Below are 17,971 nucleotides of genomic sequence, written 5' to 3'. Positions count from 1 at the left end.
AGAGAAAAAGTTGATAAGTAGCTACACTTAGCACTTTAAAAACTCAGCCTGTATTAGAATTAATTGCAAATGAATACACAACGCGAACAATTGATACAATCTTGGATTGCCTCTGTACTCGGTTCAGATCAATTTGAAACTCATTTTTTAGCAGGTGATGCCAGCTTCCGTCGTTATGCACGAATCAAACTGAATAATAAAACATTTATGCTGATGGATGCACCACCAGAAAAAGAAGATTGTGTGCCTTTTGTGACGATAGATGAGTTTTTTGATGCACATGGCGTGCGCGTTCCGCATATCGTGGCAAAAGACCTGGAAAATGGCTTTTTACTCCTTGAAGACTTTGGTGATGTGCTGCTGTCGAATCTGCTCAATGACGAGACTGTAGATGCCTATTATGAGCAAAGCTTTAAGCAGCTCATTCAGCTGCAATCGATTGCTGGAGAAGGGCATTTCCCGGCATATTCTTATGAAAAAATGATCTCAGAAATGGAATTGCTGACTGACTGGATGTTGCCAGCGTTAAAGGTTCAACCGACTGAATCAGAAAACACCTTGATCAAACGTACTTTTGCGATTCTGGCCAATGCCGCATTGGCACAGCCACAGGTGATTGTACATCGGGATTTTCATAGCCGTAACCTGATGAAAATCGACAATGAAACCGAACTCGGTGTGATTGATTTTCAGGATGCCGTGATTGGTGCAGATACTTATGACCTGATCTCGATTACCCGCGATGCCTATGTACAGTGGAATGCCGATCGTGTTTATCGCTGGTTCAAGACTTTCTATGATTTGTTGCCCGCAGCATCTAAACAAGATCGTGACTTTGTCCAGTTTAAAAAAGATGCCGATATGATGGCAATTCAACGCCATATCAAGATTTTAGGTATTTTTGTACGTCTGTTTGAGCGTGATGGTAAATCAGGTTATCTCAAAGACTTACCACGTGTGATGTGGTACTTGTTAGAAGAATCTAAGCCTTATCCGGAATTACAGCCATTTATGCAGTTTATGCATGAACGAGTAATGCCTACATTTGAAGCTAAATACGGTGCATACGAGGTGGCTGCGTAAATGAAAGCGATGATTTTGGCCGCAGGACTCGGCAATCGTATGCGCCCATTAACTTTGCATACCCCCAAGCCTTTGCTTGAGGTAGGTGGCAAACCGCTTATCGTCTGGCATATTGAAAAACTGGCTGCGATCGGAGTCACTGAAATTGTCATCAATACGGCTTGGTTGGGTGAAAAACTCGCTCAAGTTTTGGGTAATGGTTCACAATTTGGTGTACACATCCTTTGGTCACATGAGGGTGAAGGTCTGGAAACCGCTGGGGGGATTATCAATGCCTTGCCACTACTCGGTGATGAACCTTTTATTCTGTTAAATGGTGATGTCTGGACCACGATGGATTTTGCACCTTTACTGGATATTGATCTAAAGGATAATTTGGCGCATCTCGTACTTGTGCAGAACCCTGAACAACATCCAGAGGGTGATTTCACGCTTGCAGAAGGGAAAGCTTATACCTTTGATCAGCAAGTCGAAGGTGAAAACCTGACTTTTAGTGGTGTATCCGTACTTGATCCGAAAATGTTTGCAGGCTTAGAGGCTGGAAAACGTCCTTTAGCGCCCTTGCTAAAAGCAGCAATGCAGAGTCAGCAGGTAGCCGCTTCTAAACTGACAGGCATTTGGGTTGATGTAGGAACCCCGGAGCGTTTAACGGCACTGGATACGGCGATCCGTGAAGGGAAGTTTGCTTAAGTGAATATTCGCTAAGCACTGCCTACTGTGCCAATATAGAGAAAACGGTATACTTCCACCTAACTTTTTCGAGCGTAGATTGTTTATGCACATGTTTTTTCAAGAACTAAAGCAGGGTAGCCAGGCTTTGGGTTTAGAGCTATCTGATGAGGCTTTAAATTTATTACTCAAGTATCAGGATGCTTTGGTGCTGTGGAACAAAGCATACAATTTGACTGCAATCCGTGATCCTAAGGAAATGCTGGTCAAGCATCTGCTCGACAGTCTGAGCATTCTGAAAGATTTACCAGCAGGCCGTTTACTGGATATCGGCACAGGTGGTGGTATGCCGGGCATGATCATTGCTTTATGTCAGCCTGAGCGTGAATGTGTATTACTGGATTCTAACGGTAAAAAAATTCGTTTCCTCAAGCAGTTTATTGCTGACTTAAAACTCAAAAATGTCATTGCCGTGCAAACGCGTGTAGAAAACGAAGACAGCATCAATGAGCTGGGTCAATTTGATGTGATTACCAGTCGTGCCTTTGCATCATTAACAGACTTTGTGGATGCTTCTAAACCGTATATGCATGAGCAAACAATTATTGCCTCAATGAAAGGCTTAATTCCTGAAGATGAAGTTGCTACTTTAAAAAATGAATTTAGTTGTGAGATTATTGAACTTAAAGTTCCGCGCTTAGACGAACAGCGTCATTTACTTCTATTAAAACGTATTTAAGATTTTTAAAGGGATTGGGGGCAACATGGCACAAATTATTGCGATTGCAAACCAAAAAGGTGGTGTAGGTAAAACCACAACCGCAGTAAATTTGGCGGCATCTTTAGCTGTGTTAAAAAAACGTGTTTTGCTGGTCGATATGGATTCGCAAGGCAATGCGACCATGGGGTCTGGCATTCAGAAGAATGATCTGCTTTATTCGGTCACTGATGTACTGCTGGGTGAAGTGCCGATTGAAACGGCGATCTCTAAGGCGGAAGTGGGTTACAAGGTTCTTGGGGCAAACCGTGATCTGGCCGGGGTTGAGTTGGCGATTGCAGAACAGGAAGGGCGCGAGTTCATTTTGCGGGATGCATTGCAGGAAATTGAATCTTCATTTGACTATATCATTGTCGATTGTGCACCGAGTCTTAGCCTGATTACTGTCAATGCTTTGGCAGCCGTGGATGGTGTGCTGATTCCAATGCAGTGTGAATATTATGCACTGGAAGGTCTGGCGGATTTAACCCAAACCATCGATCGGATTCAGCAAGCATTGAATCCGGACCTGCAAATTGTTGGTGTATTACGCACCATGTACGATGCACGTAATGCCTTAACCCGTGACGTATCTGAAGAATTAGAACAATATTTCGGTAAAAAACTGTATGAAACCGTGATTCCACGGAACATTCGTCTGGCAGAAGCGCCAGCACACGGTTTGCCGGTGATTTATTTTGAAAAAAGCTCAAAGGGTGCAGTTGCTTACTTAAATCTGGCAGCTGAAGTATTAAAGAAAAGCAAAGTGAAAAAAGGAAGTAAAGCATGACCGTCAAGAAACGTGGACTCGCCAAAGGTCGTGGCTTGGATGCCTTGCTGGGATCAATTCAAAAAGAAAAATTACAACTCGAAGCCCAAGGTCTTGACCATGGTCAGCTGAAACAGATCGATGTAAACTTGCTCAAGCGCGGTGAATACCAGCCACGCCGTTATATTAACGAGCAGGATTTGCAGGAACTGGCGGCATCGATTGAAAAGCATGGCATCATGCAGCCCATCGTGATCCGTCCGGTTGATGATGAACGCTATCCGTATGAAATTATTGCGGGTGAGCGTCGCTGGCGTGCGGCACAGTTAGCGGGTTTGACCGAGGTTCCTGCGATTGTACGTGATCTGAATGATCAGGTTGCGATTGCACTGGCCTTGATTGAAAACATCCAGCGTCAGGATCTGAATCCGATTGATCAGGCGATGGCCTTGCAGCGTTTTCATGAAGAATTTGGCCTAAGCCATCAGGAAATTGCCGATACCGTGGGTAAAGCGCGTACGACAGTGAGTAACCTACTTCGCCTGCTTAGCCTGGCAGAAGAAGTGAAAGACTTTATGCAGCAAGGTTTGCTGGATATGGGGCATGCACGTGCGATCTTAACCTTAAAAGCTAAAGATCAGCTCAAAGTTGCAGATATCGTAATTGAAAAAAGTCTGTCTGTTCGTCAAACCGAGCAGTTAGTCCGTGATTTCAATACACCTAAACAAGAAAAAGTAAAAGAAGCTGTAGCACCGGATATTCAGCAATTGACTCAGCGCCTTTCAGAGCGTTTCAGTGCAGATGTTAAAATTGACTATAACAAGCAAGGTAAAGGGAAACTGGTTATTAGCTATCACTCTTTAGAAGAGCTGGATGGCATTCTTTCTATTTTAGAAGATGAATAATTTATATATTTTTTTTATTGGGGAATAAATTAGATGTGGGAATTGGTTAAAGCAGGTGGCTGGCTTATGCTGCCCCTGGTCTTGTGTTCTATCTTTATGCTGGCGATTTCGATCGAGCGTCTGATTCGCCTGAAAAAGAATGCAGTACTTCCGTTGACACTGTTGATGGGGCCTTCGCAAAATACAGCACAAGTCATGCAAAAAATGAATCAAAGTGCGGCCTTAAAGCAAAGCACTTTGGGCCGGGTATTTACTGCAGGCTATGCCAGCAAGCAGCAAGGTGAGCAGTATGCTCGCGCACAGATGGAAGTGGTGGCATCACAGGAAATTGGTTATCTGGAAAAAAACATTAATTTTCTGGGAACTTTGAGTGCAGTTGCGCCTTTACTCGGTTTATTGGGAACTGTACTTGGGATTATTGAATCTTTCCTGATGATCGATGTAGGTACCGGGAGTGATCCGGTATTGATGATGCCGGGTATTTCCAAGGCTTTAATTACCACGGCAGCCGGTATGTTGATTGCAATTCCTGCACTGTTTGCGCACCGTTATTTTCAGCGTCTTGTTCAGGAATATGTGGCTAAACTTGAACAGCAAGCGACTTTGTTTCATGCGGATCTTTTTTATCGCAATCATGCAGACATAGACCAAGACATGCAAAAAGCCAGCTAGGAGGCGGATGATGAAATTCAAACGCAACCAGGTGGAAGATGTACATATTAATCTGACACCGATGATTGATTGTCTGCTGTTTATTCTGGTCTTTTTGCTGTTATCGACGACTTTTAGCCAAATGAGCCGAATGAATCTGACCTTGCCTGATGCGCAGGGTGTACCGCCTAAAAGCTATGATCAAAAAGTCGAAGTGATTGTGGATGCCAATGGTCATTACGCAGTCAATGGTCAATCCTTGGCCAGTAAGGAAGTCGCGGATTTAAATACTGCAATTAAACAGATTTCTAATGAACGCCGTGATTTAATGTTTGTCATTGCAGCTGACGCAAAAGCCAGCCATCAGGACGTGATTCGTGTCATGGATGTGGCCGGGCAGCTCGGCTTTGTAAATATTAATATCAGTACCAAAGTACCCACCCGAGGTTATTAGTGAAGCACGATTTTAAGGTCTATCTTCGCCTTTTAAGTTATTTAAAACCGTTTTGGGGCATTGCATTGCTTGTCCTGCTGGGTTTTTCTATTAATGCCGCTACGGAAGTCTCTGTCGCTAAATTACTAGAATATATTATTGAGGCGATTCAAAATAAAGACCAGAGTTTCACATCACTTTTCCCGTTTTTAGTAGTCATACTCATGTTCTTCCGGGGCCTGGGTTTGTTCATGGGTGGATATTTTACTGCGGTAATTTCCCGGAATCTGGTATTCAACATCCGTCAGGAAGTTTTTGCAAAATTGCTGCGTTTACCGTCCCAGTATTATCTGGATAATACCAGCGGGCATATTACTGCCAAAATCATGTATAACGTTGAACAGCTAACCGCTGCTTCAACTGAAGCTTTAAGAACCTTGTTGCAACAAGGTTTGATCACTCTGGCATTATTAGGCTACCTGTTGTATACCAACTGGCGTCTGACCATGTGTATCCTGATTTTTGCACCCGTCATTGGCTTTATTATCAGTAAAGCTGCAAGACGGATGCGTAAATTATCGCAGCAAGTGCAAGACACCATGGGTGATGTAAACCATGTGGTGCAGGAAACGGTGAATGCCAACCTGATCGTCAAGGGTTTTGGAGGGCAAAGTTATGAGCAGGAACGCTTTAAACAGAACTCGCTGGAAAACTTGCGTCGTGGCTTGAAAATGGTCGCTGTACAACAGTTGAATAGTCCTGTGGTTCAGCTGATCATGTCGATTTCACTGAGTATTGTGATGTTTATTGCCTTGCGTCCGCAAATTCTGGGTGATACCTCTGCGGGTGAATTTGTCGCTTATATTACTGCGGCGGGTATGCTGGCAAGACCGATCAAAGCCTTGACGGATATCAATGAAAAAATTCAACGTGGTATGGCTGCGGCTCATTCGGTATTTGAATTGCTGGATATGCCTGAAGAAAAAAATACCGGGACTTTAACGGATAGCCTGAAAGGCGATATCGAGTTTAAAGATGTTAACTTGATTTATGATGATGGCCATCATGCTATTCATGACTTTAATTTGCAGGTCAAGGCCGGTGAAACAGTAGCGCTGGTAGGACGTTCTGGTGCAGGAAAAAGTTCTCTGGTGAATCTGCTGGTGCGTTATCAGGATGCAACTTCTGGGCAGATCTTGCTGGATCAGAAACCGATTGAAGATTTTGAAATTACCGCCTTGCGAACCCAGATTGCTATGGTGAACCAGCAAGTCGTACTGTTTAATCGTACCGTGCGGGAAAATATTGCTTATGGTCAGCTCGAAGGTGCTTCCGATGAAGATATTATCGCGGCAGCAAAGGCAGCCTATGCGCATGATTTTATTATAGCACTACCGCAAGGTTATAATACTCAGCTGGGTGCTCAGGGTTTAAACCTGTCTGGTGGCCAGCGTCAGCGCATCGCCATCGCGCGAGCAATTTTGAAAAATGCCTCTATTCTGATTCTGGATGAAGCGACCAGTGCACTGGATAACGAGTCGGAATACTTTATTCAGCGTGCCTTTGATAAAGCCATGCAGGACCGTACCACCATCGTAATTGCACATCGTCTATCGACGATTGAAAACGCGGATCGTATTGTTGTCATGGATCAGGGCCGTATTGTTGAGCAGGGCAGTCATGCCGAACTGATTGCGCTACATGGTGCTTATTATCAGTTGCATCAGCGTAACTTTGAGGAACAGTAACTTATGGCACTGGCACAAATCATTCAGGATGCTTGGAATGCACAGGCAAAGTGGCTGGTGGTGCTGCGTCCTTTGTCATGGTTGTATCGCCTGGGTTTTGTCAGCAATCACTGGCTTTATCAAAAAGGCATTAAAAAAAGTTATAGTGCACCAATTCCCGTTATGGTAATTGGTAACATCACAGTCGGTGGTAGCGGTAAAACACCTTTGTTGATTCATCTGGTGGATTATTTAACCGAGAAAAATGTTCGGGTAGGCGTGATCAGTCGAGGCTATGGCGGCCAAGGTCCATTTCCTGCCTATGTCGACTTTAATACCTTGCCGGAGATTGTCGGAGATGAGCCTGCCTTGATTGTACAGGCAACAGGCGTGCCGATGGCAGTTGGTCCCAACCGGCAGAAAAGTATCGAGTTATTGCTGCACAAACATGAACTGGATCTGATTATCTGTGATGATGGCCTGCAGCATTGGGCCTTGAATCGCCAGATTGAGTGGATTGTGCTGGATAATAATCGCGGTCTGGGTAATCAGAAACTGCTTCCAGAAGGTTATCTACGTGAACCAGTGACCCGTTTGAAAACGGGAACCGTAATTGAGCATTCGGCTAACCCAAGCTCTGAACTGCATATGCATCTGGCTGCATCACAGCCTTATTTGCTTAATCAGGACAACAATAAAATCTTTGATCCTCAAGCGGCTTTTTATGCGGTAGTCGGCATTGGCTTTCCACAGCGGTTTTATCAGACCTTGCAAAATTTAGGCATAGAACAATTTCAGTGTCATGAGTTTCCAGACCATCATGACTATGACATTGAAGATTTACAGTTCGATGATAACAATCCGATTATTACCACTGAAAAAGACGCAATAAAAATTATGGCGCTACTTAAACAATATCCAGATTTTAAACAGGATATCTGGGTGGTGCCAGTCGATGCAGTCCTATCGCCAGCCTGCTATACAGTCTTGCAGCAACAGTTACAACAATACGGTATTCAAATTTCTTAAGGCTCATTCATTATGAAACACATTGTTATTCCTGCACGTTTCGCCAGTTCACGTTTACCGGGTAAACCTTTGCTGGAAATTCATGGTCGTCCCATGATTCTGCGGGTAGTGGACCAAGCCAAAAAAGTGCAAGGTTTTGACGATCTGTGTGTGGCAACTGATGATGAGCGTATTGCAGCCGTTTGCCGTGCTGAAGGCATTGATGTGGTGATTACCTCAGCGGATCATCCTTCAGGCACAGACCGCTTGAGTGAAGTGGCTCGAACTAAAGGCTGGGCCAGTGATGACATCATTGTCAATGTACAGGGGGATGAACCTTTACTGCCGGCGCAACTGGTAAAACAGGTTGCTCAACTCTTGGAAGATCAGCCTGAATCTTCCATGTCGACGCTATGTGAGCCGATCCATCAACTGGATGAATTCAAACGCGACAGCATTGTAAAAGTCGTAATGTCAAAACAGCAGCAGGCACTGTATTTTAGCCGTGCTACCATTCCTTATGACCGTGATGGCGCGAAACTCGCTGAACCGAAGCTGCATGATCAGGCCTATCGTCATTTAGGTCTATATGCCTATCGGGTAAAACTGTTGCAAGAATATGTGACCTGGGAAATGGGTGTGCTGGAGAAACTGGAATCTCTAGAACAGTTACGGGTACTGGAAAATGGACACCGTATTGCCATTGCGGTGGCTGAAGCCAATTTGCCGCCAGGGGTAGATACTCAGGAAGATCTGGATCGCCTGAATCAGATGGATCTTTCCCATTTTGCCTAAGAAGAGTCAAATACATGCCTTTTGATGTCAATGCACATATCTATCCATGGCAGCAACAGGTTTGGGAAACCCTGACCGGGCGCTTTCCTAAGCTTGGACATGGTTTATTGTTTTATGGAAAAAAAGGCTGTGGTAAAGAAGCGTTTACCCAACAGTTTCTGGCTTGGGTGTTATGCCTGAATCGTCAGCCTGCCGGGCCATGTGGTGAATGCAGTAGCTGTCAATGGTTAAAGGCAGACACCCATCCCAACTATGTGCATATCAGTACCGATGACGATAATAAAAAACAGAATGCCAAAATCAAGATCGAGAAGATTCGCGATCTGCTGCCTTTTGTGCAACAGACTGTAGATGGCTGGCGCGTGATTGTGATTGAGCCGGCAGAAGCCTTGAATATTGCCTCTGCCAATGCCTTACTCAAAACACTGGAAGAACCCGGTGATAATACGGTCATTATTTTACTGGCGAATCATTATTTAAAATTGCCCGCGACTATACGCAGTCGTTTGCAGCATTTTGCTTTGGACCGGATTTCCGCAGAACAATTTAGCGATTATGTCCAGAATCAGCTCCCAGATGCAGGTGCTAGCCAACAACAGTTATTGATGAACCTGTCCAATCAGATGCCGTTACAGGCACTAGAGATTGCACAAAGTGCCTGGCTGCCACTACGTCAGGAATTCCTGCAAGACTGGCAAAAACTGGTCATGCAAAAAAATATGCCGATGGCAATTGCGACCAAATGGAATAAAAACCTGAATTTTGGTGACTTTGCTCAAATGTTTGAATACTTGTTGTCCGATTTAATTTGTGTCAAGCTAAATCAGACGGTGAAAAACACTGACCTTGAATTCAATGTACTTGCCGAACAATATTCATTAGAAGCACTTTTTAAAATTTATGAAGATTTTCAGCGCGCTAAACAATTCCTTGAACAGAATGTCCAAAGCAATCTGGTTATTGATGAATTGTTTATCAAGCTGATGAATCTTTAATTAAGGGGAAATCACATGCAACCACGTATGGGCGGTATTATTCAGGCCAATATTCCTGACATTGAAACACTGTTTGCCAGCTATATGCCTTATGTTGTGGGTGGTGGGCTTTTTATTCCTTCCAAGCAGCCGGTCAAACTGGGCGAAGAGGTTTTTGTATTGACGACTTTGCCTGACCAGACCCAGAAAATTCCTTTAACCGGTAAAGTCATCTGGGTCTCGCAAAAGCAGAATGGCATCAAGCCACAAGGCTTTGGCATCCAGTTAAGCGGTGAAAAAGGCGTTTATTTTAAAAATGAAGCAGATCGTCTGGTTGCAGGTCTTAAATCTGAAGGACGTAAAAGTTACACTATGTAGTTAATTTACCCTTGGTAGGAACGCATCGTGTTTGTAGATACTCATTGTCATTTAACCCTGCTTGATTTGACACCATATCATGGTGATCTGGATCAGGCATTGGCTCAGGCTCGTGAAGCCGGTGTTTCCAAATTCATGAGTATCTCGGTCGATCTGGATGATCATATCGAGCTGGCCAAAATTGCCGCGTGTCATGCAGATGTCGGATATACCGTTGGCGTACATCCTTGCGAAGATGCTGCAACCATGGCGCGTGCCACGACTGAATATCTGGTCGAACTGGCGCAACCGGAGAAAGTCTGGGCACTCGGTGAAACAGGTCTGGACTATTATCACAGTACCGATTTTATTGCAGAGCAAAAAGCCTGTTTCGCCCGGCATATCCATGCGTCACAAATCACCAAAAAACCTGTAGTCGTTCATACCCGTTCCGCCAAGCATGATACCGTCGATATTATTCGCGCGGAAAAATCTACGCATGGCATCCTGCACTGTTTTACCGAGGACTGGGAAACCGCTAAAGCAGTACTGGATTGCGGCTATTATGTTTCATTTTCCGGAATTGTTTCATTTAAAAATGCGCAGGATCTGCGTGATGTCGCCAAACAGGTTCCGCTGGATCGTGTGCTGATTGAAACCGATAGTCCTTATCTTGCGCCAATGCCGTATCGTGGCAAATCTAATGAGCCTAAATACGTTCCTTATGTAGCCAAAGCGCTTTGCGATGTATATGATAAGTCGCTAGAAGAAATGGCTTTTATCACAAAGCAGAACTTTGAAAATCTTCTGAATTTAAAGTAAATAAAGTTATATAAAGTACAAAGAGAGTTTATAGGGTGAAGATGGATCGTCAGGCTCAGTTTCGAGCAAGAGAAACCTTGATTTTTCAAGTTGCAGAACAGCTCCTGTTGGAAAATGGTGAAGCAGGAATGACGCTAGATGCGCTGGCTGCCGAGCTTGATCTGGCCAAAGGGACACTTTATAAACATTTTCAGAGTAAAGATGAGCTGTACATGCTGCTGATTATCCGTAATGAGCGCATGTTGCTGGAAATGATTCAGGATAGCGATAAAGCCTTTCCTGAACATCTGGCCTTCTTTATGCTGCATCATTTACATCATCCGGAACGAACCGTGCTGTTTCATCAGATTGAAGAACGCCTGTCGACGACTGGGGTTGGAATCCAGCACCTTTTTAGCGAACTTTATCAGGTGCGCAAACAGCGTTTACGCCTGATTATCCGTATGACAGAAACTTATCTGGCTTCTATTAATAGCCGCATGTCAGTACGCGATTATCTGGCTTCGATCTGGTCGTTGACCCATGGTGCAGCTGCAATTCTTAATTCCAGTTTCTATCAGCGTTATTTGGGTTCGCGCGATACATTGCGTGTAGCCTATATCGATCAGGCACTGGCTTTGCCTAAGCAGGTACATTCAGCCGAGCAGTTTGCCTAAGGTTGTCCTATGATCAGATCACCTCACAGTGCAGTTCGTGGCTTTACCTTAATCGAATTGATGGTGGTGATTGTGATTATGGGAATTATGGCTTCACTAGTGCTGCTGAATACCAGTGGTGTCGATCAGCGCAAAGCAATGCAGGCACGGGAAATTTTATTAGTAGACTTGCAACGGGTGCTACGCGAGGCCAATGACCAGTCTAGAATACTCGCGCTTGACGTTCAGCCAGCAACAGATGTCACGCCATTTCGTTATGGAATTATAGAATATCGTTCAGCAGCGCAGACTGAACAGAACCTGCAAAATGAGAAATGGCAGAGTTATGCAGATTTCAAATTGCGTAATTTACCTGATCATGTGTCCTTTCAGATGCAGGCGCTGGAACAGCAGCGTTATGCCAATGCACAAAATCGTGATCTGACTCAGGCCAATGCACCTAAACTGATCTGGCTCGGCAATGGAGAAGTCAAACCGGTGCGGATTCAATTCTTTTTGGAGGACCGTGAAGTGGGTGCTGCGATTGAGATTGATCATCTGGGTAAAATCAATGAAATCTAGATATTTCAAGCAGAGCGCTGGGTCTGGTGTAATCAAGTTGTTTAAGGCGAGTGTTCATGGATTTGATCATGTGTGCTGCAAGCATAGGACTTCGTCTTGCGCTGCTATCGGACTTTCTTGCGCGACAATGTCGCTCAGGTCGAGTGTTACTCGACTTAATCGTGCCTCAGGTTTTACCTTATTGGAAGTCATGGTGGCCCTGGCAATTTTTGCGACCGCAGCCATGACCTTGACCAAAGTCGCAATGCAATATACCCAGTCGACCTCGAATGCAATTCTACGTACCAAAGCACAGTTTGTTGCCTTAAATGAAGTGGCACAAATGGAAATCAATCAGGAATGGATGGAAGGCACGGCTTCAAAACAACTGACCCAGCAGGGCGAAACCTGGCAGATTGACAAGCGCAGTGAACCGACGGTAAGTCCGAATGTACAACGGATCGAGCTGCAGGTGAGTCTGGTTAATCAGGACAGTGGTCAGGTTGAATCTGGCATCAGTAACCTGATGTTCTTTAATCATCGCATGAATAATACCCCATGAAGCCTAAAGGATTTACCCTGGTTGAATTAATGGTCGCAATTGCGATCTTTGCGGTGCTGTCTGCTTTGGGTTGGAAAGTTTTTGATTATATTGTCAAGACCAAAGATCAGAATGTGATTCATGAGCAGCGTTTAGGTCTGCTACAGCAAACCTATCAGCAGATTCTGCGAGATACCGTACAGACAGTCCCCTTAACGGCCAACATCAATGGGAATATTCAACCGGCTCTAGTGCTGCAGAACGGACGCTTTAATTTCAGTAAAACCGGGGTAACTGATCCTTTGGAAGAAGGGATTTCCCCAGATGAGCGCATTGAATATCAGTATCGAGCCGATGAGCAGAAGCTTTATCGCCTGAAATACCGGAATCTGAATCAGACAGGTCAAGATCAGCCAGAATCCAGTGTTTTATTGTCGGAAGTAGAACAATTCCAGATCGTCGTACTCAATCCGAATGAGCTCACGCAATGGCCAGATGCTTCTGCTGATCTGAATCTGTTAGAGCATAAACAGCGTTTGCCTAAAGGGATTAAAATCAATTTAACCGTGAATGGCGTTAGCTATGAATGGATGTTCAGTTTATTAAATACGGACTTTTTGCTTGATACTCAGAACACCGGTCAACCCAGCTCAGAATAATAAGAAATGAAAATGAAGAAAGCGATCATGATCAAGCAGCAGCAGGGCATTGCACTGATTACTATTCTGGTGATGGTGGCGCTAGCGACTATTCTGGCGGCTACGATTGCGCAACGTCAGGCTGCAACTGCTGAAAGCACTGCCTATTTGATGCGACAAAACCAGTCTCTCATGTATGCCAAAAGTGCCGAGGCTTTTTTTTCTGAATTGCTGGTCGATGATGCTGAAAATGCTGCAGAGGTCGACCATCTGCAGGAAACCTGGGCGCAACCCATGCCGGCTTTTCCGGTAGATGACGGTTATGTCTCCGGAATTGTGCAGGATGAATCGGGTAAGTTTAATTTAAATAGCCTGATCACTGCCGAAGGCACAGTCAATGAAAATGCCAAAACATGGTTCGAGCTGATTTTAAAACGTACCGGTTTGCCGGTACAGCTGAGTGAAGCAGTCATTGACTGGCAGGATGCAGACGAGCTGGTCAGTGGGGGCATGGGCGCTGAATCTAACTATTATCAAGGCTTGCCCAATGCTGCTTTGCCACCGAATGCAAAATTTCACAGCGTAGAAGAATTAAAGCTGGTACGCGGTTTTGAAGAGAATAAATATAAGCTGATAGCACCTTATCTGAGTACTGCACCGGTGCAGGAGAGCCTGGTCAATATTAATACCGCTTCAGCTTTTCTTTTGGCTAGTATGGATGAAAAGCTGGATGTGAATGCAGTGCAGCAATTGCTGGATCAGCGTCAGGCCAACTTGGAACACTTTTCCAATGTGACTGACCTGTGGTCACTGGAGCCTTTTGCTCAGGTCGATGCAGACAAGCGTAATTTGTTTAACAGTCTGCTTGGGGTGCAATCCAATTATTTTAAAGCCCGAATCGAAGTGGTTTTAAGTGAGCGTAAGCGCCAGTTCAGCAGTGATCTGGTTCGTCAGGACAAACAGGTTTATGTGGCATACCGCAGCATGGCGCCATTTTAATTTTAGCTCATGAATTGTACAGACTGTATAAGCGCAAATGCCGGGCTGATGCCTTTTCCCTATCATGCTAAATAGCAAAATTAATCCTCAAAGCCTTACTTTTGCTTTATAATCAAAATTAATTCACCTATTTTTTGACGACATTACGGCATATGTTAATTCGTAAGTTATTTAAGTTTGAGAATGCTCATATTGTGCGTAACTGCACGTCAGATCGCTGTAAGCGTTCGATCCATGGCCATAGTTATAAAGTCGAGTTATTACTAAAAGCCTCGAAGCTAGATCATGGTCAAATGGTCTATGACTTTGGTCTGCTTAAAGGTGTGATTAAGGATTTTTTTGATTCTTTCGATCATGCTATCTGCTTCTGGCAAAATGACGATCCGGAATATATTCAGGCCTGCAAGAATTTCAGCGCGCGCTGGGTGTCTTTGCCGGTATCGCCATCAGCAGAGCAGTTTTCACGTATTTTCTTCTTTCTGGCACAGCAAGTGCTGGCATCGACCGTGACTCAAAATGGCGAAGGTGATGTCGAAGTCTATTCTGTGATTGTGCATGAAACCGACACCGGCTATGCACAAAGTTTTTTAGAAGATATTCAAAATGAACAAATGGGGATTCTGAGCCTGGAACAACTTGAGTTCTCTGAACAGGTGCAAGCTGAATGGACAGATCCGGACATGTTTGCCAAGCTCAAACAGGGCACGCCATTTCATAACCCTACAGTAGATTTACAGGTACAGATTTAAAGTCTGCGTGACTTTAAATCCATTGACATAGATTTAGGATTGAAGAATGTCTTTAAATGAACAGCAACTGGCCAAGCTGAATAAAGTTCAGTTGGATGAAAGCTGGAAATATGGATTGAGTGAATTTTTGCTCAGTCCGAAAATGGATGAATTAAAAGCGTTTCTCGTTGAAGAAAAAAAAGCAGATAAAATCATTTATCCTCCCAATCATCTGATTTTTAATGCTTTGAATACCACGCCGCTAGATCGGGTGAAAGTGGTGATTTTAGGGCAAGATCCTTATCATGGCCCAAATCAGGCGCATGGATTAAGTTTTTCCGTACAAAAGGGGGTTGCATTACCACCATCTTTGCGTAATATTTTTCATGAGTTACATGCTGATGTCGGGGTTGAAAGACCGAAGCATGGTGACTTGACGCATTGGGCAGAGCAGGGTGTGCTTCTGTTAAATGCAGTATTGACCGTTGAAGCAGGTCAGCCGACTTCGCATCAAAAGCGCGGTTGGGAAGAGTTTACTGATCACGTCATTGATGTATTAAATGAACAGCGTGAACATATTGTCTTTATTCTTTGGGGCGCATACGCACAGCGTAAAGGACAGCGCATCAATCAAGACAAGCATCTCGTGTTAAAGGCAGCACATCCATCGCCTTTGGCCGCAAACCGTGGTGGTTTTTTTGGTTGTAAAGTATTTTCAAAATCGAATAATTACCTCAAACAACATGGCATTGAGCCTATAGATTGGCAGCTGGACGCATGAAATACTCTCCCCTTACTAAACATTATCATCCGGATTTAATTGTTGAAGAAGCGCACAATGGTTGGCGTATCGTTCGTTTAAATCGCCCGAAATCTTTGCATGCTCTCGATGAATCGATTGCTTCCGCATTATTGGAAGTATTTCAGGACTTTCATCATGATGACAGCGTAAAAGCCATCTGGCTGGATTCAACCACACCGAAAGCGTTCTGTGCGGGTGGGGATGTGCGTAAACTGCGTCAGTTAGTGATTAATGACGAAGTCGCGGCCGCCAATAAGTTCTTTGAACAAGAATATGCACTTGATCTGTTATTGCATAATTATGCCAAACCTGTTTTAGTCTGGGGTGAAGGTTATGTGATGGGCGGTGGCTTGGGCCTGTTTATGGCAGCGCCTTTCCGTTTAGTGACGCCGTATTCACGTTTGGCAATGCCTGAAATTAATATCGGTTTGTATCCAGACGTGGGTGCAACCCGCTTTCTGGCAGATCGTGGTGCGATTGGTCTATTTACTGGCTTGACCGGATCAATCATGACTGCTGCTGGTGCTTATGGGATTGGCTGGGCAACGCATATTTGTGATACACAGCGTGATTCAGTTTTGGATAAAGTCATTAATATCGACTGGGAGCATTATCCTGCGGGTGATTTCCGTGCCATTGATGACACCCTGAATAGCATGCACCGTCCGGTCGGCCCGGGACCGCTGCAAAACTCTCTGGATGTGATTCATAGTGTTTGCCGTGGTATCAACTTCGAGCATGATTATGAGTCGATTATTGGCCTGAGTGATGCGCGCAGTGACTGGTTACGTCAGGCCAGTGAAAATCTGAAAAAAGGTTCACCCACCACCGCAGCCTTGACCTGGTTATTATGGCAATGGGGTAAGCAGGTACATTCCTGGAATGAAGTTTTCGAACTAGAAGTTCAAATTTCTGACTGGAAAATCCGTCATCATGACTTTGTCGAAGGTGTGCGCGCACGTCTGGTCGATAAAGACCTTAGTCCTGAGTGGAAAAAAGGTGCAGATATGAGCTTAAAAGGTATCCTGGCTGGGAATCCTCCAGTTACGACTATCGAAAGCTGGAATGAGCTGCTCAAGCATTATGGTGTGATTTAAGCCTCAATGTCCGAAATACAATTTACAGATGAATACTGGATGCAGCGTGCTTACGAGCAGGCTGCACTTGCTGCTGCACAGGGAGAAATCCCTGTCGGGGCAATTATCGTTAGTCAGGATCAGATCATTGGCCAAGGGTTTAATGCGCCCATCACATTAAATGATCCGACTGCACATGCTGAAATTGTTGCACTACGTGATGCCTGTCAAAACATCCAAAATTATCGTTTACCTGATGATGCGGTGCTCTATGTGACTCTTGAGCCGTGCACCATGTGTGTCGGTGCGCTGGTGCATTCGCGGGTCTCACGGGTAGTATTTGGGGCATTTGAAGCGAAAGCAGGCTCACTGGTGAGTGCGCGTCAACTGTTTGAAACCGGTTATTATAATCACGTATTTTCTTTCGAGGCAGGCTGCATGCAGCAGCAATGCTCTGAACAGCTGAGTGCATTTTTTAAGTTGCGCCGCGAGCAGAAACGAGAACTCAAGTTACAAGAAAAGTTATTAAATACGCAGAAATAAATCTGCTTTATCCGCTAAAATTTGCTTACTTTCAAATATCTGCAATCTTCAGGAACAATAATGAACAGCATTCAAGTAAAAAAAGAATTCCCGGCAGCCCTTGATGATGTCTTCAATTTGATGTCCAAGCATGCCACCTATAATATTGCCTTCGCACCGATGCAGGTCGAACGAATCAAGGATTCTGCGGATGCTGAATATCCTGATGGACTCGGTTCAGTACGTGCAATGGGTATGGGGCCAGTGAAGCCGCTGAAAGAACAAATTACCTTGTTCGAGCCAAATAATCGCATCGAATATCAGATTATTAAAAATCCATTGATCAAGCATCATTTAGGCATTATTGAATTTGAAGCACTGGCTGATGACAAAACGTTAGTAACTTATACGATTGAATTGCAGGCACGTGCGCCTTTTGTGAGTAAATTAATCCTTGCACAGTTACAGGCAGCGATTAAACTAGGCCTGACAAAACTCGCAAAATCTGTTTAAACAACA

The 17,971-nt window shown here is 44.4% G+C and carries 23 protein-coding genes; all 23 read left to right on the top strand.

The genetic code is table 11. From position 1 onward, the window contains the following. Positions 1 to 69: 69 nt before the first annotated feature. On the top strand, positions 70 to 1,083 hold the full coding sequence (locus F893_RS11630) for an aminoglycoside phosphotransferase family protein (RefSeq protein ID WP_005252253.1): 1,014 nt from the start codon (positions 70 to 72) through the stop codon (positions 1,081 to 1,083). Further along, positions 1,084 to 1,773, top strand: a complete 690-nt coding sequence (gene murU / locus F893_RS11625; RefSeq protein WP_005252252.1) for an N-acetylmuramate alpha-1-phosphate uridylyltransferase MurU — start codon at positions 1,084 to 1,086, stop codon at positions 1,771 to 1,773. 85 nt (positions 1,774 to 1,858) lie between these two features. Continuing rightward, a complete protein-coding gene (gene rsmG, locus F893_RS11620; RefSeq protein WP_004645477.1) occupies positions 1,859 to 2,491 on the top strand; it encodes a 16S rRNA (guanine(527)-N(7))-methyltransferase RsmG in 633 nt (210 codons plus the stop codon). A gap of 25 nt (positions 2,492 to 2,516) precedes the next feature. After that, a complete protein-coding gene (locus F893_RS11615) occupies positions 2,517 to 3,299 on the top strand; it encodes a ParA family protein (protein ID WP_004278889.1) in 783 nt (260 codons plus the stop codon). Next, on the top strand, positions 3,296 to 4,183 hold the full coding sequence (locus F893_RS11610) for a ParB/RepB/Spo0J family partition protein (RefSeq protein ID WP_004731487.1): 888 nt from the start codon (positions 3,296 to 3,298) through the stop codon (positions 4,181 to 4,183). The genes F893_RS11615 and F893_RS11610 overlap by 4 nt, the downstream gene beginning before the upstream one ends. 33 nt (positions 4,184 to 4,216) lie before the next feature. Then, positions 4,217 to 4,855: a MotA/TolQ/ExbB proton channel family protein gene (locus F893_RS11605; protein ID WP_005252250.1), complete on the top strand. Its 639-nt coding sequence runs from the start codon at positions 4,217 to 4,219 to the stop codon at positions 4,853 to 4,855. 10 nt (positions 4,856 to 4,865) lie between these two features. Further along, a complete protein-coding gene (locus tag F893_RS11600; protein ID WP_004278885.1) occupies positions 4,866 to 5,288 on the top strand; it encodes an ExbD/TolR family protein in 423 nt (140 codons plus the stop codon). Then, positions 5,288 to 7,015: a lipid A export permease/ATP-binding protein MsbA gene (msbA, locus tag F893_RS11595; RefSeq protein WP_005252248.1), complete on the top strand. Its 1,728-nt coding sequence runs from the start codon at positions 5,288 to 5,290 to the stop codon at positions 7,013 to 7,015. Before F893_RS11600 ends, msbA begins: the two co-directional genes overlap by 1 nt. A gap of 3 nt (positions 7,016 to 7,018) precedes the next feature. Continuing rightward, positions 7,019 to 8,023, top strand: coding sequence for a tetraacyldisaccharide 4'-kinase (gene lpxK, locus F893_RS11590; protein ID WP_004645471.1), 1,005 nt, complete (start codon positions 7,019 to 7,021; stop codon positions 8,021 to 8,023). Between the two features lie 12 nt (positions 8,024 to 8,035). Continuing rightward, positions 8,036 to 8,797, top strand: coding sequence for a 3-deoxy-manno-octulosonate cytidylyltransferase (gene kdsB / locus F893_RS11585; RefSeq protein ID WP_005106564.1), 762 nt, complete (start codon positions 8,036 to 8,038; stop codon positions 8,795 to 8,797). 14 nt (positions 8,798 to 8,811) lie between these two features. Next, the gene (locus tag F893_RS11580; protein ID WP_005252242.1) at positions 8,812 to 9,792 is read left to right on the top strand and encodes a DNA polymerase III subunit delta' C-terminal domain-containing protein; all 981 of its coding nucleotides are present in this window, start codon (positions 8,812 to 8,814) and stop codon (positions 9,790 to 9,792) included. Positions 9,793 to 9,807: 15 nt separating this feature from the next. After that, positions 9,808 to 10,149 (top strand): PilZ domain-containing protein, encoded by a 342-nt coding sequence (locus tag F893_RS11575; protein ID WP_004278877.1) that lies wholly within the window; start codon positions 9,808 to 9,810, stop codon positions 10,147 to 10,149. 27 nt (positions 10,150 to 10,176) lie between these two features. Beyond that, a complete protein-coding gene (locus F893_RS11570; RefSeq protein WP_005252239.1) occupies positions 10,177 to 10,950 on the top strand; it encodes a TatD family hydrolase in 774 nt (257 codons plus the stop codon). Between the two features lie 41 nt (positions 10,951 to 10,991). Next, a complete protein-coding gene (locus F893_RS11565; RefSeq protein ID WP_005252237.1) occupies positions 10,992 to 11,606 on the top strand; it encodes a TetR/AcrR family transcriptional regulator in 615 nt (204 codons plus the stop codon). A 9-nt stretch (positions 11,607 to 11,615) separates the two neighbouring features. After that, positions 11,616 to 12,167 (top strand): type II secretion system protein, encoded by a 552-nt coding sequence (locus tag F893_RS11560; RefSeq protein WP_005252236.1) that lies wholly within the window; start codon positions 11,616 to 11,618, stop codon positions 12,165 to 12,167. Beyond that, complete coding sequence (gene gspI, locus F893_RS11555) at positions 12,157 to 12,708, top strand: type II secretion system minor pseudopilin GspI (RefSeq protein WP_373687389.1); 552 nt, start codon at positions 12,157 to 12,159, stop codon at positions 12,706 to 12,708. Before F893_RS11560 ends, gspI begins: the two co-directional genes overlap by 11 nt. Then, positions 12,705 to 13,346, top strand: coding sequence for a type II secretion system minor pseudopilin GspJ (gspJ, locus tag F893_RS11550; RefSeq protein WP_005252234.1), 642 nt, complete (start codon positions 12,705 to 12,707; stop codon positions 13,344 to 13,346). Before gspI ends, gspJ begins: the two co-directional genes overlap by 4 nt. Positions 13,347 to 13,352: 6 nt before the next feature. After that, a complete protein-coding gene (gene gspK / locus F893_RS11545) occupies positions 13,353 to 14,324 on the top strand; it encodes a type II secretion system minor pseudopilin GspK (protein WP_005252232.1) in 972 nt (323 codons plus the stop codon). Positions 14,325 to 14,476: 152 nt separating this feature from the next. Then, positions 14,477 to 15,073, top strand: a complete 597-nt coding sequence (locus tag F893_RS11540) for a 6-pyruvoyl trahydropterin synthase family protein (RefSeq protein ID WP_004278864.1) — start codon at positions 14,477 to 14,479, stop codon at positions 15,071 to 15,073. Between the two features lie 46 nt (positions 15,074 to 15,119). Continuing rightward, positions 15,120 to 15,833: a uracil-DNA glycosylase gene (ung, locus tag F893_RS11535; protein ID WP_005247316.1), complete on the top strand. Its 714-nt coding sequence runs from the start codon at positions 15,120 to 15,122 to the stop codon at positions 15,831 to 15,833. Then, complete coding sequence (locus F893_RS11530; protein WP_005252229.1) at positions 15,830 to 16,951, top strand: enoyl-CoA hydratase/isomerase family protein; 1,122 nt, start codon at positions 15,830 to 15,832, stop codon at positions 16,949 to 16,951. The genes ung and F893_RS11530 overlap by 4 nt, the downstream gene beginning before the upstream one ends. A 6-nt stretch (positions 16,952 to 16,957) precedes the next feature. After that, positions 16,958 to 17,473 carry a tRNA adenosine(34) deaminase TadA gene (tadA, locus tag F893_RS11525; protein WP_034436192.1) on the top strand — a complete coding sequence of 172 codons (516 nt, stop codon included), beginning with the start codon at positions 16,958 to 16,960 and terminating at the stop codon, positions 17,471 to 17,473. Between the two features lie 60 nt (positions 17,474 to 17,533). Further along, on the top strand, positions 17,534 to 17,965 hold the full coding sequence (locus F893_RS11520) for an SRPBCC family protein (RefSeq protein ID WP_005247314.1): 432 nt from the start codon (positions 17,534 to 17,536) through the stop codon (positions 17,963 to 17,965). Positions 17,966 to 17,971 lie beyond the last annotated feature (6 nt).

This window comes from Acinetobacter sp. CIP 102136, assembly GCF_000369685.1.
GTDB lineage: Bacteria > Pseudomonadota > Gammaproteobacteria > Pseudomonadales > Moraxellaceae > Acinetobacter > Acinetobacter fasciculus.
The sequence above is the reverse complement of the archived record's forward strand: the minus strand, read 5'-3'. Positions and strand labels throughout refer to the sequence as shown.

What these genes read in the sequence shown, in the direction of transcription:
- F893_RS11605 (WP_005252250.1), top strand. Translation starts at nt 4,217, where the DNA reads ATGTGGGAATTGGTTAAAGCAGGTGGCTGGCTTATGCTGCCCCTGGTC.
- rsmG (WP_004645477.1), top strand. Translation starts at nt 1,859, where the DNA reads ATGCACATGTTTTTTCAAGAACTAAAGCAGGGTAGCCAGGCTTTGGGT.
- F893_RS11565 (WP_005252237.1), top strand. Translation starts at nt 10,992, where the DNA reads ATGGATCGTCAGGCTCAGTTTCGAGCAAGAGAAACCTTGATTTTTCAA.
- F893_RS11530 (WP_005252229.1), top strand. Translation starts at nt 15,830, where the DNA reads ATGAAATACTCTCCCCTTACTAAACATTATCATCCGGATTTAATTGTT.
- F893_RS11580 (WP_005252242.1), top strand. Translation starts at nt 8,812, where the DNA reads ATGCCTTTTGATGTCAATGCACATATCTATCCATGGCAGCAACAGGTT.
- ung (WP_005247316.1), top strand. Translation starts at nt 15,120, where the DNA reads ATGTCTTTAAATGAACAGCAACTGGCCAAGCTGAATAAAGTTCAGTTG.
- F893_RS11630 (WP_005252253.1), top strand. Translation starts at nt 70, where the DNA reads ATGAATACACAACGCGAACAATTGATACAATCTTGGATTGCCTCTGTA.
- F893_RS11575 (WP_004278877.1), top strand. Translation starts at nt 9,808, where the DNA reads ATGCAACCACGTATGGGCGGTATTATTCAGGCCAATATTCCTGACATT.
- tadA (WP_034436192.1), top strand. Translation starts at nt 16,958, where the DNA reads ATGTCCGAAATACAATTTACAGATGAATACTGGATGCAGCGTGCTTAC.
- gspJ (WP_005252234.1), top strand. Translation starts at nt 12,705, where the DNA reads ATGAAGCCTAAAGGATTTACCCTGGTTGAATTAATGGTCGCAATTGCG.
- F893_RS11540 (WP_004278864.1), top strand. Translation starts at nt 14,477, where the DNA reads ATGTTAATTCGTAAGTTATTTAAGTTTGAGAATGCTCATATTGTGCGT.
- F893_RS11600 (WP_004278885.1), top strand. Translation starts at nt 4,866, where the DNA reads ATGAAATTCAAACGCAACCAGGTGGAAGATGTACATATTAATCTGACA.
- F893_RS11615 (WP_004278889.1), top strand. Translation starts at nt 2,517, where the DNA reads ATGGCACAAATTATTGCGATTGCAAACCAAAAAGGTGGTGTAGGTAAA.
- lpxK (WP_004645471.1), top strand. Translation starts at nt 7,019, where the DNA reads ATGGCACTGGCACAAATCATTCAGGATGCTTGGAATGCACAGGCAAAG.
- kdsB (WP_005106564.1), top strand. Translation starts at nt 8,036, where the DNA reads ATGAAACACATTGTTATTCCTGCACGTTTCGCCAGTTCACGTTTACCG.
- F893_RS11610 (WP_004731487.1), top strand. Translation starts at nt 3,296, where the DNA reads ATGACCGTCAAGAAACGTGGACTCGCCAAAGGTCGTGGCTTGGATGCC.
- gspK (WP_005252232.1), top strand. Translation starts at nt 13,353, where the DNA reads ATGAAAATGAAGAAAGCGATCATGATCAAGCAGCAGCAGGGCATTGCA.
- F893_RS11560 (WP_005252236.1), top strand. Translation starts at nt 11,616, where the DNA reads ATGATCAGATCACCTCACAGTGCAGTTCGTGGCTTTACCTTAATCGAA.
- gspI (WP_373687389.1), top strand. Translation starts at nt 12,157, where the DNA reads ATGAAATCTAGATATTTCAAGCAGAGCGCTGGGTCTGGTGTAATCAAG.
- murU (WP_005252252.1), top strand. Translation starts at nt 1,084, where the DNA reads ATGAAAGCGATGATTTTGGCCGCAGGACTCGGCAATCGTATGCGCCCA.
- F893_RS11520 (WP_005247314.1), top strand. Translation starts at nt 17,534, where the DNA reads ATGAACAGCATTCAAGTAAAAAAAGAATTCCCGGCAGCCCTTGATGAT.